Source organism: Thalassospira lucentensis (genome assembly GCF_032921865.1).
Classification (GTDB): domain Bacteria; phylum Pseudomonadota; class Alphaproteobacteria; order Rhodospirillales; family Thalassospiraceae; genus Thalassospira; species Thalassospira lucentensis_A.
On record NZ_CP136684.1, the window covers coordinates 4,144,170 to 4,159,887 of the forward strand.

Sequence of the window (15,718 nt, forward strand, 5' to 3'; positions counted from 1 at the left end):
TTTAATCTTTCGGCTGTCGCCCTGCCCGGACCTGTGTGCTAAGGTAACTTCCGGTCACTGCACCGGCCCCGTCAAAAGCCTTCTGAAACCAACCAAACGGGACGATGACAGAACACAGTCACTACGTAATCTTCACCGATCTTGACGGCACCCTGCTTGATCATGACACCTATTCCTGGGCCCCGGCGGCCCCGGCGATTGCCCGCGTAAAAAAGCTTGGCATTCCCCTGATCGCAATCTCGTCAAAAACCCTGGCCGAACTTTCCCATATCAATACCACCGATCATCTGTTTGATGGATTGATTGGCGAAAATGGCGGTGTCATCCGCCTGGGTGATCAGACCGAACAACCCGGCCCCGCCACCGAAACCATCGATGCCGCCCGCGATGCGATCCGGGCTGCCCTCTCCATTCCCGTCACCAGTTTCCGCAGCACATCGCCCGAAATCATCGCCGCCCAAACCGGCCTTTCCCCCGATGATGCGGCGCGCGCCGGACTTCGTCACTGCTCCGATCCGCTGATCTGGGCGCCGACGGACAAAGATATCGCAACCGCCCGAACCATTGCCGAAACATTCGGCCTGAAACTGGTCAAGGGCGGGCGCTTCCACACCCTTTGCGGCCCGACTGACAAGGGGGCTGCAATGGCGCGCATGGTGGAACTATTGGGCCAAAACGGCGTTCTTCCCTCAACGGGTTTAACGCCGCGCACAATCGCCCTGGGGGATTCCGCCAATGACGCGACCATGCTGGCCGCGGCCGATTTCCCGATCCAGATACCGCAAAAACATGCTTCGGTAACAACCGCATTGATAAAGGATCAGAAACTGATCATCGCCCCGGAACCCGCCCCTTCAGGCTGGAATGCGGGCGTCAATTCCCTTCTCGATCAATTGACCAATACCAATAACAAAGGCGAGGTACTTCATGGCTGATTTTCATCAGGGCGGGCCGATCACGACCCTGCACCGCATCATCGACCGCAACCCCGAAGAACTCGCTTATGAAATGACCGCCTTCGCCCGCCAGCGTCGGCAAACCCTGATCCTGCCCTGCCTGTATTCCGAACTTGAAACCCCGGCCATGACCACGATCCTCGAAGGATTGAAACAGGCCACCTATATCGATCAGATTGTCGTCGGGCTGGACCGGGCCGATGCCACCCAATACGCCTATGCCCGGGAATTTTTCAAGGATCTGCCGCAACATGTCCGCATCCTGTGGAATGACGGCCCGCGCCTGCGCAGCGTCCATGATCGTCTCGCCGAATATGATCTGGCCCGCTATGAACCGGGCAAGGGCCGCAATGTCTGGTATTGCCTTGGCTATACGCTGGCATCGGGCCGAAGCTCGGTGATCGGTATCCATGATTGCGACATCGCAACCTACAAGCCCGATCTGCCCGCCCGCCTTATGTATCCGATTGCCAACCCGGCATTCAATTTCGCCTTCGCCAAGGGGTACTACGCCCGCGTTGCCAATGGCACGCTCAAGGGCCGGGTCTGCCGCCTGTTTGTAACCCCGCTGATCCGCGCACTTAAACAGGTCGTCGGCAAAACCGAATTTCTCAATTACCTTGATTGCTTCCGCTATTCGCTTTCGGGGGAAATGGCCATCCGTACCGACGTTGCCTATGGCCTGCGGGTTGCATCCGACTGGGGCCTTGAAATTTCAATGCTCTCGGAAATGTATCGCAACCACACGGTCCACCGTCTGGCGCAGGTCGATATCGCCGATATCTATGATCACAAACACCGCGAATTTGATCCGGCCGAAAAGGATGACGGCCTGTCACGCATGGCAAGCGACATCGCGAAATCCCTGTTCCGCAAACTCGCAACCCAGGGCACCGTCTTCTCGCACGAAACGTTTCGCACGCTCAAGGCCACCTATTATCGCACCGCCCTTGACCTGATCGAACAATACCGGGCCGATGCGCTGTTTAACGGCCTTAAAATCAATCGCGACGAAGAAGAAAAATGTGTCGAGGTCCTGGCCGAAGTCATCATGAGTGCCGGTCAGCATTACCTTGATAACCCGCTCGAAAGCCCCTTCATCCCAAGCTGGCAGCGCGTTGAAAGCGCCATGGACGATATCTTCGAACAGCTTTCGGCTGCTGTCGAAGACGACCTGAACGATGCCAGCATCGGCACATAATGCCAGCGCCGATCAGCAAAGGTCAGATATCATACTGGTATTCATAGTCGAACCGGATGCCAAGTATCTGGTCGACAGGATAGCCATCCCGGTTCCGCGTACGCACCGGCAGAAGAACGCGCAGCCAATGCTGATCGGCGCGCACGGCAAGGGTAACATGGTAAAATGTCGGCTGCCCGCACATCATGGTATTGAACAATGCCGCCGTCAGGCAGGACCCGTATTTCATATCGATCTCGCGCGGGCTGGCACGCTGAAAGCTTTCGCCGTTCAACGCCACAATCGACGGCGCATCAATCCGCACAACGAAATCTTCCTTTAACGGCATATATTCATAGATGGTGATATCGTCGATCCACGGGCGCAATCGCTCTGCGGTCAGAATGTCGCGCGACGGTACAATCTGCTCCGGATCTTCTGCGCGCGCCTCATGCCAGACCCTGACCAGATCGGTGACATGCAGTCCGATATTTTCGGGTAATTCATCAAGTTCGAAATCTGTCGTCTCGGCCATTCTGCGGTGTGACCTTCTGCCTCTCCCAATATTAGTAAAATTGGGAATACAAGGTAAAATAACAAGTCCCGGCCGAAAAATCGGCCTGTCTCATACCTTATAAAGAAAATGCACTACCAGAACCTGAATGACCGGCGCACCCTTCCGGCACCGGGTGCGCACCGGCAACATCAACCGCAGCCAGTTTTCCCACTCTATGCGCTCAACCCCGATCATGTGAATTTGCGCCTGCCCGGTTCTGACCACCTCGCACAGGGTCGGATAGACCGCCGTTCCGAAATCCAGATCAATCTGGCGCGGGGTTGACCCCTGATAATTCTCGCCACTGGCCGCGATCATGTTCGGCGCATCAATACGGATCAGGAAATCGTTGCGATCAGGCTGATATTCATAAATCCCGATATCGTCCCGCCACGCCGACAGAACCTCGCAGCTTAATTCACCCCGATCGGGAATATCCCCGTCTCGACAGGCATCCTGCCAAAGCGCAAGCAATTGCGAAACATGCCCGTCCACATCGTCCGGCAAGTCATCCAGCCGAATTTCCTGCGCATAGGCCATCACGCAACACGCTCCCCGACACGTCCATTCACTCTGTATCGATCATAGGAAAGCATCACGCGGCATTGCAAGGCGCAAACATCAGGACTTTCTGATTTTAAGTATTACAGCGTAGCAACCGGGCCGAAAGCCTTCCTCAAACCGGCATCGCATCGCGATAGCGTTGCAGCAACCGGCTATCAATGCGATTGCGCCCGTCGATATTTGAAATCCACACGATCTGATAGGGTGCCAGCGCAAGGATACCGTTGAAATCCTCGATCACCTGCTGGGACAGAAGATCGGTCCAGCCCTCCGTCATGATCAGGTTGATCTTCGAAAGATCAAGGTCCTGCACCTGATCGGTCAGGTTGAACACACAGAAAATGCTTTGATCATTCAGATGGCTTTGCCGCCAAACGCCCAGCAATTCCGGGCCAAGGTTCAGGGTATATTGCGTTGCATTGGGATGGAATGCCGGCTGCCCCATGCGGATCGACATCAATGCGCGCAACTGGCCAAACGCCCGCTTGGCGATGCCTTCCTGTGATAACCGTTCCTCGGCCTCCTCAAGCTGCCAGATTTTGCGGTTTAGTCTGCGCGGAATGCCGGTTTCCTCATATCCCGCCTGATCGTTTTCGGTGGCAAAGATCGACTGCACATAAATCGCCGGAACCCCTTCAAGCGACATGGCAATCGCCTGGCTCATCACAAACCGTTCCAGCCCATATGTGCGATCCCCGGCAAAGTTCTCGGCCAGCATGCTAAACAGCGTGACGTTAAGTTCATAAGCCTTCTGCCCGCCGCCCTTCAGCGACCGGTAACTCACCTGCCCGCCCATCCTGCGCGCATGATCGGTCATGGCATCGATATCCGCATCCGGGATCAGGTTTTCGGCCGGGCGCAGGCCAATGCCATCATGGCTGGCAGTAAAATTGAAAAATGTGCAGCCCGCCGGCGCCGGTGGCATCGACATGATGCATTTGCGAATGCAATCACTCCGCCCCGATAACAGCGCATGAATGATCACCGGCGGCAGGCTGAAATTGTAAATCAGATGCGCCTCGTCCTGATTGCCGAAATAGGACAGGTTTTCAAGCAGCGGCAGATTGGTTTCGGTAATAAACAGCACATCCGGATGCACCGCCGTGGTCGCCAGCCGCAATGCCTTGATGATCTTGTGCGTCTGATCCAGATTGATCGAACTGGTCCCGGCCACCTTCCAGATAAAGCCGATGGCATCCAGCCGCACGACCCGCACCCCGTGTTTAAGATATTCCAGAACGATCTTCAGGATTTCAAAAAACACATCCGGGTTGCCGTAATCCAGATCGACCTGATCATAACTGAACGTGCACCAGACATGCTTTTCCCCGTCCGATGTCGTGACCTTGCTCAGCAACGGGTGGCTCCGCGGCCTAACCACATCGGAAAGATCATCATCGGGGCTGGCGGTCTTGATGTAATCGACACCGGGCTTGTCGCCTGCAAGGAACTGCTGAAACCACACATGGGACGCCGAAATATGGTTCGCCACCAGATCGGCCATCACGGTGGCATCTTTGGACAATGCCTTCACATCATCCCACGTGCCAAGTTCCGGTCGCAAGCTGCTGAAATCACTTACCGAAAACCCATCATCGGACGTAAACGGATGAAACGGCAGGATATGAATGCCCGTCAGCCAGTCCTTAAGCCATGTGCGATAAAAATCGCCAAGACTTTGCAAACCATGATGCCCACCACGCGAAATGCTGTCGCCATAGGTGATCAGAAACGCATCGCGCTGATCCCATTTGCGCAGATATTCCTCGCACGGCTCCGCCCCGTCCCCCTCAAGCGGCAGGCCCAGCACTTCAAACACCCGGCGCACCAGATCGGCGTGATCATGTTCCGGATACACATCCGCAAGCAGATTGCGCATTGCACTTGCGAACGCAATACGCCCCGAGGTTCCAATAGCGCGATCCATGCTGGCTCCTTTGGGCAGGCAAATCAGGAATTCACCTTAATCAAATAATGATTTTGCCTATGATGCAAGCAACGATTTCAAAGTGCTAACAAAGCAGGCAATCAAACCCTTTAGAAGCTTATACCGCCCTAAAGACGGCCAATTACGTCGCAGGAAAACCTACCCGGCACATGGCCGGGTAGTGATTGAAATCCTTATATTCCGCATCCAACAAAAAGCATCCCGACTATTTCCGGCTATTCGGCAACCGCCCCTGCAACAAAGTCGGCAGACGGCACAACCGATGACCGACGTTCAAGCTGACGGCGCAACACCGGCCTCACGAACAAAATCGCAACGAACAGCCCGGCCGCCAGACAGGTGCCATAAAACAGCATGAAGTGCTGGTAACCCAGCCACGGCGCAACCACGCGCGCGGCCCCGAACGCAGATGCACAAAACCACGACACGGAACTTACCGCACCAAGGATCGTGCATATCAAAAGCCTGACCGATGACGCTTTTCCCTGTTTGTCGGCAAATACCGGAAAAGCATAAAGGTGAAGGAAAATGCCATTGATCGTCAGGATAGTGACGACCGTAACCTTGGCAAATACCTTGCCGTTCGCGGTGATGGCGGCAACATCAAACCCGATACCAAGCCCGATCAATGCCACCCCGGACACCCAAAGCAGCCCCAACAGCCAAGCCGTGTAAACGGCATCCCTGCCCAGGTCATACCTGCCTTCCTGATACTGACCACGCAGCATCGCAATATCTGCCCGCGCCACCAGAACAAACGCAAATGCGAACGCAAACAGGTGCATCATCAAAACGGACTGCCGTATCAACGGCACTAAAAATTCATGGGGATCAACGCCCAGCACGATCTTACACTCCTTGTGCCCCTCCCCTATTTCGCTCCTGCACAAAATTTACGAGTGTCAGACCATAAAAAAAATTCTATATTTATGATTATCTCATTCAAAAAAGTTGAAGCCTCATGTCCGGCATCACCCTTGATCAATTGCGGGTCTTCGTCACCATTGCCGACCTCGGAAGCTTCGCCGCCACCGCGCGGCATCTGAACCGGACACAATCATCGGTCACCTACACGATCCAGAAACTCGAAGAACAGACCAATCTGGAACTGTTTGACCGGACGGCCTATCGCCCGACCCTGACCAAGGCGGCACATTCCCTGCTGCCCCACGCGCGCAAGGTCATGGCGGATATTTCCAGCTACCGCCAACACGCCAAAGGCATCGCTGACGGGCTCGAAGCTTCGATCACGATTACAATCAGCCAGTTTGCATCAAACGCCCCGCTGATGGATGTCCTTGCGGTTCTCGCCCGGAAATTCCCGACAGTCCGCGTAAGCCTGTCGACGGTCACGATCCAGACAACCGAAGTCCTTGATAACGGCGCGTCCGATCTTGCGATTTTGCCGGAATTCATTCCCTTTGGCTCCGACTATGCCCGGGCCGCCTGCGGGCAGGTCAGAATGTGCGCCGTGGCACGACCGGACCATCCGCTCGCCTGGTTTCCGGGAAAAATCCATATCGATTCGATGCACGCCCACACCCAGATCATCACATCCGCGCGCGATGCCCCGACCCTGCAACGCAATCATGCCGTTCAGGCCCTGAATTACTGGAAGGTCAATGACCTTGAAACCAAACTTGCTATGATATTACGCGGGATTGGCTGGGGCGGCATGCCCGAACATATGGTCGCGGATCATATCCGCAACGGAACCCTCGCCCTGCTTGATCCCGAAAGCTGGGACGGACTGGATCACATGCCGACACTCGACATTGTCGTCGCCCACCGTCAGGACAGGCCGCTTGGCCCGGTTGCACAGTGGATTTTTGACCAGCTAAAAGACACACCCCGGTAATCGACCGCACCGCACCCACGACCACCTTGCGACCACCTTGCAAAATCAGTCGTCGCCGGATGGGTCTTCGGGCTTGTAGATCACATTTTCCGCGCCCTCGGCCCCCATGAAGACGACAACGACACGTGCAGGCACATCACCGTCATTGATCCCTTCATGCCAGTAATCCATCGCCTCAAGCACGCCTTCCCCGGCGCGATAGGTGGTTTTCCCGGCATCGCCGTAATCAACCGTAATCTGCCCTTCAAGGATATAGCCATAGGTCGGCACGCCATGCTTGTGCCAGCCGGTTTTCTGCCCCGGCGCCATCGTCGCCAGCACCGATTTGATGCGTGCCTTGCCCGGCGGATAGGAAACCTGCTCGCCGACAAAATTCACACCACTATCAAGCAGCTTTACGCCGTCATGGACATCCTTGGCGGGTTTGGATGCCCCGGAATCCTGACTGGCTATCTTTATGTCTGAATTGTCGCGCTTCGTGATTGCCATAACCGTCCAATGACCTGTTTGTTTTTACAACCTGCCAGCAAATTACACATGAATATCAGGTAATTCATACAGCATATCGGGAACACACTATCTTGCGTGGCGCAAAGCACCCAGGATTTTGGTTCGGCGATCACATCCAAACAGCACGCGTAAAATCCATGGCCGGAACATAAGAACAACCAAACCATAGCTCGCAGAAAATGCGATATGAAAGAATGGGATAAAGTACGCTGGCCCTTTCTCCAGAACCACGGGATGAACAACCCACATAAATGGGATAATAGCTAGAACATAAAATGCCCCATACCCTGGAAAGGGGTGAATGCGTCGCTTTACATGTTTTTCAAATTGCCGAAGATACCGACCTCTAGATGGCAGAAAGCTGAGAAATAATATCGGCAAGATGGCATAAATGACCAACTCTAAAACCGTCAAAGACCATAAGCCGCCGTAGATTAGAAAACCGACAATGATCGGCCAAACAAGGAATGCCAGAACCCTGATGAGCTTTCCATTTTTCAGTCGATACAGACGAACAATGATTCTTGCAAATTGATACACAGCTTCTCCCGAAATACTGTACGGCATTTACAATCATAACGAGAACTGCACACAGCAACACAAAAAACGGACGCAAGCATTCTGACGCCCGAAAACATTCCCCTTTGTGTAAAGCTCCTTTCTGCGTGACTATTACTTCCACCAACGCAAAGATGTCACTTTATCACCCCAAAAACCTTTGTCCGCTTATCAAAGCCTAACAGCACCCTCAGAATAAGGGGGCGCCAGAACAACAACGGAGGAGCAATAGCTAATACACCCAAAAATGCAAATGCTGGGAGAATGAATTGGGCATCGTGTTGCGATAAACCAAAATACGCAAATATTAATCCCGGTCCCGCAAAATGCATAACAACCAAATGCAACTTCGGATGAGGACGGCGCCTCCACCCCCAAACAGTTGGCTTGAAAGCAATAGCGCGAAGCCCCTTCCGACGATTTGGAGAAAGCGGCACTAACACCGGAAAGACAGAAGGAATACCGAAATTCAACCAATCTAAATTTGGTAACAACTGATTATAAATCAGAAATCCTGCAATTATTGGCCAGAAAAACAAAGTGATCAACACGCATTTGCTGCGTTTCAACGTAGAGAAACGAACATACTTTCTTAGTGTTGCATACTTCATCTTGCGCCCCAATCCGCCACCAAGGTATGCAACCTAAAGTAATTTATCTGATTTGCCAAAGAATTAGGGTGCCGGTTTCACGACACCCTGTCAAAAAATTCTCCTGCCTGTAACGACTTACGGCGCAATCGTCACCTCAACCAGCGCATGGCTGCGGTTGGTGTCGATATGGGCAATCGCACGGCGCAGGATTTCCGGCAAATCGGTCGCCCGTTCGGCCTTCGCCGTCCATGCCCGGCTGGCTTCCGCGACCTTGGTGAAATCGGGGCTGGGTTTAAGGCCGGTCAGGGGCATCTGGTTGGTTTTCGCCGCATAACCATCGGGATACATCCCGGTCACCGACTGACGCACGGCCCCCCATTCATTGTTGTTCAGAACAAGGATCAGGATCGGAAGCTCCAGCGCCTCGGCAATCTGATGGCACGCCGTCGGATTGGCAAACATATATGATCCGTCCCCCATGGTCGCGATCACAAGCTTATCCTTATCGGCAAGCTGATAGCCCATCGATGCCGGGAAGGACCAGCCAAGCCCGCCGGAATGCGGCTCCTGATACCAGCTACTGTGTTCCGAAAGCGAAAGCGGCTCCAGCGGGCAGCCAAGCTCCGAAAACACCGTCGCCGACCGTTCGGCAATCGCCTCCGAAAGACACCGCGAAACAAAGGCCTTGCTCATCGGATCAACCGATCCGGCATCGGCCGCCGCCAGTGCCTTTTTGCGCGTGGCGGCATTGATCGCCGCGACCTTTTCACGCCGGTCCGCGCACGTTTCGCGATGATCGCCATGATGGCGATCCAGCGCGTCGGCCAGCGCCACGATCACATCTCCGGTTTCCCCGGTAAGCGAGAGGTCGGCGGCAAAATTGCGCCCCGGAAAACGCGAATAAAGCGGGTTCTGCCCGATCTGGATTACCTTGCAATCGGAACGCAGCGTATGAATATCGGGCGACCACGGGGCCAGACAATCAATCACCAGAACCGCATCGGCATCTTTAAGCCACGGCGCCGGATCCATCCCCGCCATCATCGGATGATCGGTGCCAAGGGCAAGCTGGATCGCCCAATATTGCACCACCGGAATGCCCCACTGATCCACCAGTGACGACAGGCGATCAAAGGCCTCGTGGGTGCCCGCACCGCGCTGGGCAATGATCACCGGGTTTTTGGCATTGGCAAGGATCCGTGCTGCATCCTCAAGGCTTTCGCTTGGCGGCATCACCCGGACCGGCTGCATGCGAAGCGGCGCGTCAATCGCATCCCCCGGACAGGGTTCGCACAAAACCTCGCGCGGCAGGGATACATAAACCGGCCCTTTAGGCACGGACGATGCGATTGCATAGGCACGGTCAACAACGTCGGGCACCTGTTCGGGGAATTTAAGCTCGTATTCCCATTTCGATGCCTCGCGCACCATCGCCGCCTGATCGCGCATTTCCTGGCCCCAGCCAATGGGAACCGTGCGCGCGCCAAGCCGCCCCTGTTCCATCACCGGTGTTCTGCCCGACATCAGGATCACCGGCACATGCTCGGTCGCGGCATTGATTGCGCCAATCGCGCAATTGGCCAGCCCGACATTGGTATGCGCCATCACCGCCTGGGTTTTGCCGGTCGCAAGGTAATAGCCATGCGCCATGCCCATCGCGGCATTTTCATGCGGCATGACAAGCGCATGAGGAAGCTCGATATCCTTGGCATTGGCTTCGGCCAGCCCTTCGATAATCGGCGGAAAATCGGTGCCGGAATTGGCAAAGATATAATCCACCCCGATCGCCTTCATTCGCGCCAGAACGGCCCCGCCTGCGGTGAGCGTGATTTGCGCCTTGTCATTTTTCATTTGACGTTCCTGCCATATTTCTATATTTGAAATTTGATTTATAATATAGTTTATTATCGAAATCGAGCATGCGTCAAGGCACCGCGATGCAAAATCATGCGCGTGCAGCACAAAACCACCAGACCAAAGGAAACATGATGCCAAGCCAGCTTAACGGATCGGTGCTCAAGGCCTTTCGCATCCTCGAACTCTTTGCCGAGGGACGGTCTGAGCTGACCGCCAGCGACACCGCCGCGGCCCTTGGCATCAACACCATCACCGCGCATCGGTTCCTGCATACGCTGGAACAGGCAGGTGCGCTTCGCATGGTTGCGCGCGGGGTCTTCCGGCTGGGTTATGTCTTTGCCGATCTGGGGGATCGCGTACTGCGCGACGGCAGCCTGCCCAACCTGATCCAGCCGGTGCTGGACGATCTGGCGCGCAAGGTGGGCGAGGCCTGCATGGCCACCGAATTTGATCGCGACATGGCGGTCTGCATCGCCAAGGCCCTGCCGGATCGTTCGCTTTATGTCGATATCCGCATCGGATCGCGCCTGGATGCCTTTTGCACCGCCCATGGCAAATTGTGGCTGGCTTTCATGGGCCCGGATCAGCAGGACCGCTATTTCGATAGCATCCACCTGACCGGCATGACCGAACGCACCATCACCGATCTGACAGCCCTTAAATCCGAACTGCGCACCATCCGCGAACAGGGTTTTTCAACAAATAACGGCGAACGCGAAAGCGACATTTACGCCCTCGCCGTCCCGATCCTGACCCAGCATGGCCGCATGGTTTCCGCCATTTCGGTCTTTGGCGCCTCCCCGACCCTGATCGAACAGAAACGCGATCACGTTCTGGCGGCCCTGCGCGACGCCGCCGAAAACGGCACACGCGCCCTTTACGGGCATTTCTGATCGTCACAATCGTTCAAGACGACATCCGGCAAACCATGCGACATTTCCGGCGATGGCCCCAAAAACCGAAAAGGCGCGCAACATGGTGATTGAAAATCTGCTGCTGCTTTGGCTGGCGGCCCTGCCGCTGATGGGCAGCCCCGGCCCCGCGACCATAAGCCTGGCCGCAAGTGGTTCGGCCTTTGGCATTCGGCCAAGCCTTGGCTATCTCGGCGGGATCATCATCGGCACGATTGCGGTTTTGCTGATGGTCGCCACCGGCATTGCCGCCGCCCTTCTCGCCCATCCGGTTGCCGGTCAAGTCCTGACGGCAATTGCCGCGATCTATATCCTTTATCTGGCATGGAAAATCGCCACCGCCCCGATCAGGCCCGCCAGCAAACCAGCACATCAGACCCAAGCCAGCCCCGAAACCACCCCTGAAGCCAAAGCCCCCGATTTCCGCGGCGGCGTGATGCTGGCAATCGCCAATCCCAAGGCCTTCGCCGCCATCGGTGCGGTCTATGCCGCCCATGCCATCGCGCCACATTCCTTATGGCTTGATAACACCCTTAAAATCACGGCTCTGGCGCTGGTGATCGTGCTGGTCAATAGTCTGTGGCTGGTTTTCGGGGCGGGCTTTGCGCGCCTGCTATCCGATCCGCGTTTCGGGCGGCTGATCAATATCCTGTTTGCTGTCCTGCTGGTCGCATCCCTCGCCATGGCCCTGCTGTCGCTATCCTGACGGCAACAGGAATCTTCTACGTCATTTACGCGCGGGCACCCGGCTCGTTTAAAAAAAGCTGCATCGTCACAAGATCAAGCCACCGGTCAAACTTGCGCGCAACCTGCTTGGCACGGCCGACCTCGACAAAACCAAACCGCTCATGAAATCGAATGGAATTGACGTTTTCCGCATCAATGCCGCCAATCATCACATGCATACCGGCCTCTTTGGCCATCGGGATCAGCGCCGTCAACAGCGCCCTGCCAATTCCCGCCCCACGATGATCGACATGCACATGCACGGAATGCTCGACCGTAAAGCGATATCCCCAGCGCGCCCGCCACGGGCCATAGGACGCAAAGCCCAGAACCTTGCCATCGCCCTCCGCCACCAGAACCGGAAATCCCTGCTGATTGCGCCCGTCGAACCATTCACGGCGCTCCTCAAGGCTGGATGGCACGTCATCGTAAATCGCCGTACTGTCGCGAAGAACCTGATTGTAAATTTCAAGAATTTCCGGAAGGTCCCGTTCCGTCGCACCGCGCACAAGCATCATCGTCTCCGTTTTTTCATGCCGATAATCTCTTGCCGACGATAATCCATTATAGTAGACAGTCAATATCGATTTTACGGAAAACAAACATCACTATGATCATTATAGAAGACGAAACCACTGCCACCCTTGCTGCCCGGCTTAAGCGCGAACGCGAAATCCGCGGCTGGTCCCTGGGTCAATTCGCCGATAAATCCGGCGTCTCCAAGGCCATGATCAGCAAGATCGAACGCGGCGAAGCCAGCCCGACAGCAACGGTTCTCGGCCGGCTTTCCGGGGCCCTGTCGCTTACGGTTTCGGCATTGCTCTCGTCAGCAAGCCCCGTCCATCATGGTGTACGGAAACAGGCAGAGCAGCCATTATGGTCGGATCCCGAAACCGGTTATGTCCGCCGTCAGGTGCTTTCGGGGCAGAAAATCCCGCTCGAACTTGTCGAAGTCACCCTGCCCGCCGGAAAACAGGTCACCATGCCCGCCTCCGCATACAGCTTCATTCAGCAGGCGATCTGGGTGCTTGAGGGAACATTGCTGTTTCACGAAGGCGACAGGGTGCATCACCTCGACACGGGCGATAGCCTTGAACTCGGCCCGCCGCAAGATTGCATATTTGAAAATAAAAGCCCTGAAAACTGCCGCTATCTGGTCGCCGTCGTACGCAACTCGTACTGACGGGAAACCGCGCGGCTGGCTATGCCGCCCGCATGGTGCCCGGTGATTTGCCGGTTGTGCGTTTGAAGGCCCGGCTAAATGCCGCCTGCGAGCCATAGCCAAGCCGTTCGGCCACCACATCAATCGCCATGCGATCACGTGTGATCCACTGGCTGGCAAGGCGCATGCGAAGTTCCGTGACATAGCGAAGCGGCGTCACCCCGGTGACCTCAAGGAACCGTTCGGCAAAGACCGAGCGTGAACTGCCCATTTCCGATGCCATCGCCTCGACGGTCCAGTTGCGGCCCGGATCGCGATGGATGGCGGCAATCACACGCCCCATGCGCGGGTCGCGCAATGCCTCGACCCACCCTTGCGCATCACCACATCCACATTCGACCCAGTCGCGCACGATCGATGCCGATACCACATCGGCAAGCCGCGTCAGGATCCCGGCAAAACCGGCGCGCTCGGTCGAAACCTCGCGCGCCATGGCTTCCAGCACCGGCAAAAGTTCGGGGTTTCGATCAATCAGGGTGCCGACCTGCATCACCTCGGGCATCATGCTGACCAGCGGATGCATCCCGCCAAGGTCAAATTCCATGCAGCCGCTGAAAATCAGCGTATCGGTGCTGCGGCACAGCTCCGCCTTGCAGGCATGAATGTCATCCACCCGGCGGCAGATCGTCGTCACACTGTAATCGGTCACGTCAAGGCACGGGATCGACGGGTCCGACAGCAGCGCATGAATGCCCCCGCGCGGCAAAAGCACCGCATCACCGGCCTCAAGCGTATGGACAACCCCGCTATCGGTGCGCAGGTAAACCCGCCCGCGCGCGATGAAATGGAACTGTGCGCGCGTCGGATCATCGCCAAATCGCACGCCAAAGGGCGGGGAAATCTGGATGCGGTTGTAATGCAGCCCGTCAAGCCGCATGCCGAGCAAAAGCTCGCTGATCAGGTCACTGGAAAGCATCTGCATGTCATCAATTCCGGTATCTTTCGGACGATTGATCAATAATCAAGGAGAAACTGGCATAGCCCGTCCGGCAAGTCCACTCTATTCTGTTTGCAATGCACAAACACTCTATCCGAGAGGACATTCGATGACTGAGACAGTAAATAAGCCCACGGCTGCTGCTGCGCAAGGCGCGCCGGCCTGGTGGGCGGTTATTTCCATGACATTGGGGGTTTTCGGGCTGGTCACCGCCGAATTCCTGCCCGTAAGCCTGCTGACCCCGATGGCCGATGACCTGCGGATTACCGAAGGCCTCGCTGGTCAGGCAATGTCAACCACCGCCATTCTGGCCCTGATCACAAGCCTTCTGACCGCGACCGTAACCCGCAGCATTGACCGCCGTTATGTCCTTCTGGGCTTTTCGATCCTTCTGACCATCTCGAACATCATGGTCGCCACAGCACCCAGCTTTGCGGTGCTGCTGGCCGGTCGTGTTCTGCTGGGGATAGCGCTTGGCGGTTTCTGGACCATGTCGGCCGCCACCGTCATGCGCCTTGTGCCGGAAAAAAGCATTCCGCGTGCGCTCTCCATCCTGTTTAGCGGCGTTTCGGCCGCCACCATCTTTGCCGCCCCGCTCGGAAGCTATCTTGGCGATGTGATTGGCTGGCGCGATGTGTTCCTGCTGGCCTCCCTGCTGGGCGTTCTGGCCCTTGTCGTGCAGTTCCTGACTTTGCCGAAAATGCCGCCGCGGGGCCGTGCGACGCTGCGTACACTGGTCGAGGTCATCAGCCGCCCGCGCATGAAATTCGGCCTGTTTTCGCTCGTGCTGATCATTACCGGCCATTTCGCCCTGTTCACCTATGTCCGGCCGTTCCTTGAAAACATCACCGGCGTTGCCACGGCGGGCGTTTCGGGCATTCTGCTCGGCTTTGGTCTTGCCAATTTCATCGGCACCTATGTCGGCGGCGCGCTGGTCGCACGCTCCCTTCGTATGACGATTGCCCTGATGCCGATGATCATGGGGCTTGCCGGGATCGGCATGGTCACCATTCAGGGCGCAATTGTCCCGACCACCGTTCTTGTCGCGATCTGGGGCATGGCCTTTGGCGGGGTGCCGGTTGCCTGGTCCACCTGGATCACGCGCACCGTCCCGGACGAAGCCGAAAGCGGCGGCGGCCTTCTCGTCGCGGGCTTCCAGCTTGCCATTGCGACGGGCTCTGGCGTTGGCGGCCTTCTGTTTGACGCCAGCGGCGCACTTGGCGTCTTTACCATCGCCGGCATGTTGCTGGTCGGCGCATCGATCATCGTTACACTGGGTCTGCGGACCAGCCCTGTTCCCGCAACCGAACAGGCCTGAGGTCAGGACCGAGGCATCGCCCCA

Annotated in this window: 17 protein-coding genes; 7 read left to right on the forward strand and 10 right to left on the reverse strand. The window is 56.3% G+C overall.

The genetic code is table 11. The annotated features are described in order from the left end of the window. Window positions 1-104: 104 nt before the first annotated feature. Together R1T41_RS20030 and R1T41_RS20035 are read left to right on the forward strand one after the other, a co-directional pair. The gene (locus R1T41_RS20030; protein WP_317338787.1) at window positions 105-935 is read left to right on the forward strand and encodes an HAD-IIB family hydrolase; all 831 of its coding nucleotides are present in this window, start codon (window positions 105-107) and stop codon (window positions 933-935) included. After that, window positions 928-2,157: a glycosyl transferase gene (locus tag R1T41_RS20035; protein WP_317338789.1), complete on the forward strand. Its 1,230-nt coding sequence runs from the start codon at window positions 928-930 to the stop codon at window positions 2,155-2,157. Before R1T41_RS20030 ends, R1T41_RS20035 begins: the two co-directional genes overlap by 8 nt. Before the next feature lie 22 nt (window positions 2,158-2,179). Here the strand turns inward: R1T41_RS20035 and R1T41_RS20040 are convergent, their stop codons facing one another. The 4 genes from R1T41_RS20040 to R1T41_RS20055 all read right to left on the reverse strand — a co-directional run bounded on the left by R1T41_RS20040 (window position 2,180) and on the right by R1T41_RS20055 (window position 5,992). Next, window positions 2,180-2,671, reverse strand: a complete 492-nt coding sequence (locus R1T41_RS20040) for a hypothetical protein (RefSeq protein WP_317338792.1) — start codon at window positions 2,669-2,671, stop codon at window positions 2,180-2,182. A gap of 90 nt (window positions 2,672-2,761) precedes the next feature. Beyond that, entirely contained in the window at window positions 2,762-3,232 is a 471-nt protein-coding gene (locus R1T41_RS20045; protein WP_062953043.1) for a hypothetical protein, read from the reverse strand. A 136-nt stretch (window positions 3,233-3,368) separates the two neighbouring features. Beyond that, complete coding sequence (locus R1T41_RS20050; RefSeq protein ID WP_317338794.1) at window positions 3,369-5,183, reverse strand: alpha-amylase family glycosyl hydrolase; 1,815 nt, start codon at window positions 5,181-5,183, stop codon at window positions 3,369-3,371. 236 nt (window positions 5,184-5,419) lie between these two features. After that, window positions 5,420-5,992: a hypothetical protein gene (locus R1T41_RS20055; protein ID WP_317338796.1), complete on the reverse strand. Its 573-nt coding sequence runs from the start codon at window positions 5,990-5,992 to the stop codon at window positions 5,420-5,422. A 173-nt stretch (window positions 5,993-6,165) separates the two neighbouring features. Between R1T41_RS20055 and R1T41_RS20060 the strand changes: the two genes are divergently transcribed. After that, window positions 6,166-7,062, forward strand: a complete 897-nt coding sequence (locus R1T41_RS20060; protein ID WP_317338798.1) for a LysR family transcriptional regulator — start codon at window positions 6,166-6,168, stop codon at window positions 7,060-7,062. Between the two features lie 45 nt (window positions 7,063-7,107). Here R1T41_RS20060 and R1T41_RS20065 read toward each other — a convergent pair whose 3' ends face one another. From R1T41_RS20065 to R1T41_RS20080, 4 genes are all read right to left on the reverse strand, one after another. Continuing rightward, on the reverse strand, window positions 7,108-7,551 hold the full coding sequence (locus tag R1T41_RS20065) for a cupin domain-containing protein (RefSeq protein ID WP_317338800.1): 444 nt from the start codon (window positions 7,549-7,551) through the stop codon (window positions 7,108-7,110). A gap of 87 nt (window positions 7,552-7,638) precedes the next feature. Continuing rightward, complete coding sequence (locus R1T41_RS20070) at window positions 7,639-8,139, reverse strand: hypothetical protein (RefSeq protein WP_317338802.1); 501 nt, start codon at window positions 8,137-8,139, stop codon at window positions 7,639-7,641. A gap of 128 nt (window positions 8,140-8,267) precedes the next feature. Continuing rightward, window positions 8,268-8,741, reverse strand: coding sequence for a hypothetical protein (locus R1T41_RS20075; protein ID WP_317338803.1), 474 nt, complete (start codon window positions 8,739-8,741; stop codon window positions 8,268-8,270). A gap of 117 nt (window positions 8,742-8,858) precedes the next feature. Further along, entirely contained in the window at window positions 8,859-10,574 is a 1,716-nt protein-coding gene (locus tag R1T41_RS20080) for a thiamine pyrophosphate-requiring protein (protein WP_317338805.1), read from the reverse strand. A gap of 68 nt (window positions 10,575-10,642) precedes the next feature. Here R1T41_RS20080 and R1T41_RS20085 point away from each other — a divergent pair, with 68 nt between their 5' ends. Further along, window positions 10,643-11,473: an IclR family transcriptional regulator gene (locus R1T41_RS20085; RefSeq protein ID WP_317338808.1), complete on the forward strand. Its 831-nt coding sequence runs from the start codon at window positions 10,643-10,645 to the stop codon at window positions 11,471-11,473. A 52-nt stretch (window positions 11,474-11,525) separates the two neighbouring features. Beyond that, entirely contained in the window at window positions 11,526-12,197 is a 672-nt protein-coding gene (locus R1T41_RS20090; RefSeq protein ID WP_317338810.1) for a LysE family translocator, read from the forward strand. Window positions 12,198-12,222: 25 nt separating this feature from the next. Here R1T41_RS20090 and R1T41_RS20095 read toward each other — a convergent pair whose 3' ends face one another. Then, window positions 12,223-12,735 (reverse strand): N-acetyltransferase family protein, encoded by a 513-nt coding sequence (locus tag R1T41_RS20095; protein WP_317338812.1) that lies wholly within the window; start codon window positions 12,733-12,735, stop codon window positions 12,223-12,225. Between the two features lie 92 nt (window positions 12,736-12,827). On the opposite strand from R1T41_RS20095, the gene R1T41_RS20100 reads away from it, so the two are divergent. Next, window positions 12,828-13,400, forward strand: a complete 573-nt coding sequence (locus tag R1T41_RS20100) for an XRE family transcriptional regulator (RefSeq protein WP_317338813.1) — start codon at window positions 12,828-12,830, stop codon at window positions 13,398-13,400. A gap of 19 nt (window positions 13,401-13,419) precedes the next feature. On the opposite strand, the gene R1T41_RS20105 is transcribed toward R1T41_RS20100, so the two are convergent. After that, window positions 13,420-14,361 carry an AraC family transcriptional regulator gene (locus tag R1T41_RS20105; protein WP_247793310.1) on the reverse strand — a complete coding sequence of 314 codons (942 nt, stop codon included), beginning with the start codon at window positions 14,359-14,361 and terminating at the stop codon, window positions 13,420-13,422. A 124-nt stretch (window positions 14,362-14,485) separates the two neighbouring features. Here R1T41_RS20105 and R1T41_RS20110 point away from each other — a divergent pair, with 124 nt between their 5' ends. Further along, window positions 14,486-15,694, forward strand: a complete 1,209-nt coding sequence (locus R1T41_RS20110) for an MFS transporter (protein ID WP_317338815.1) — start codon at window positions 14,486-14,488, stop codon at window positions 15,692-15,694. The last annotated feature ends 24 nt before the right edge of the window (window positions 15,695-15,718 follow it).

Bases quoted from the DNA above. Each gene is read 5' to 3' on its own strand.
- R1T41_RS20030 (WP_317338787.1), top strand. From the start codon at position 105: ATGACAGAACACAGTCACTACGTAATCTTCACCGATCTTGACGGCACC.
- R1T41_RS20035 (WP_317338789.1), top strand. From the start codon at position 928: ATGGCTGATTTTCATCAGGGCGGGCCGATCACGACCCTGCACCGCATC.
- R1T41_RS20040 (WP_317338792.1), bottom strand. From the start codon at position 2,671: ATGGCCGAGACGACAGATTTCGAACTTGATGAATTACCCGAAAATATC.
- R1T41_RS20045 (WP_062953043.1), bottom strand. From the start codon at position 3,232: ATGGCCTATGCGCAGGAAATTCGGCTGGATGACTTGCCGGACGATGTG.
- R1T41_RS20050 (WP_317338794.1), bottom strand. From the start codon at position 5,183: ATGGATCGCGCTATTGGAACCTCGGGGCGTATTGCGTTCGCAAGTGCA.
- R1T41_RS20055 (WP_317338796.1), bottom strand. From the start codon at position 5,992: ATGATGCACCTGTTTGCGTTCGCATTTGCGTTTGTTCTGGTGGCGCGG.
- R1T41_RS20060 (WP_317338798.1), top strand. From the start codon at position 6,166: ATGTCCGGCATCACCCTTGATCAATTGCGGGTCTTCGTCACCATTGCC.
- R1T41_RS20065 (WP_317338800.1), bottom strand. From the start codon at position 7,551: ATGGCAATCACGAAGCGCGACAATTCAGACATAAAGATAGCCAGTCAG.
- R1T41_RS20070 (WP_317338802.1), bottom strand. From the start codon at position 8,139: ATGCCGTACAGTATTTCGGGAGAAGCTGTGTATCAATTTGCAAGAATC.
- R1T41_RS20075 (WP_317338803.1), bottom strand. From the start codon at position 8,741: ATGAAGTATGCAACACTAAGAAAGTATGTTCGTTTCTCTACGTTGAAA.
- R1T41_RS20080 (WP_317338805.1), bottom strand. From the start codon at position 10,574: ATGAAAAATGACAAGGCGCAAATCACGCTCACCGCAGGCGGGGCCGTT.
- R1T41_RS20085 (WP_317338808.1), top strand. From the start codon at position 10,643: ATGCGTCAAGGCACCGCGATGCAAAATCATGCGCGTGCAGCACAAAAC.
- R1T41_RS20090 (WP_317338810.1), top strand. From the start codon at position 11,526: ATGGCCCCAAAAACCGAAAAGGCGCGCAACATGGTGATTGAAAATCTG.
- R1T41_RS20095 (WP_317338812.1), bottom strand. From the start codon at position 12,735: ATGATGCTTGTGCGCGGTGCGACGGAACGGGACCTTCCGGAAATTCTT.
- R1T41_RS20100 (WP_317338813.1), top strand. From the start codon at position 12,828: ATGATCATTATAGAAGACGAAACCACTGCCACCCTTGCTGCCCGGCTT.
- R1T41_RS20105 (WP_247793310.1), bottom strand. From the start codon at position 14,361: ATGCAGATGCTTTCCAGTGACCTGATCAGCGAGCTTTTGCTCGGCATG.
- R1T41_RS20110 (WP_317338815.1), top strand. From the start codon at position 14,486: ATGACTGAGACAGTAAATAAGCCCACGGCTGCTGCTGCGCAAGGCGCG.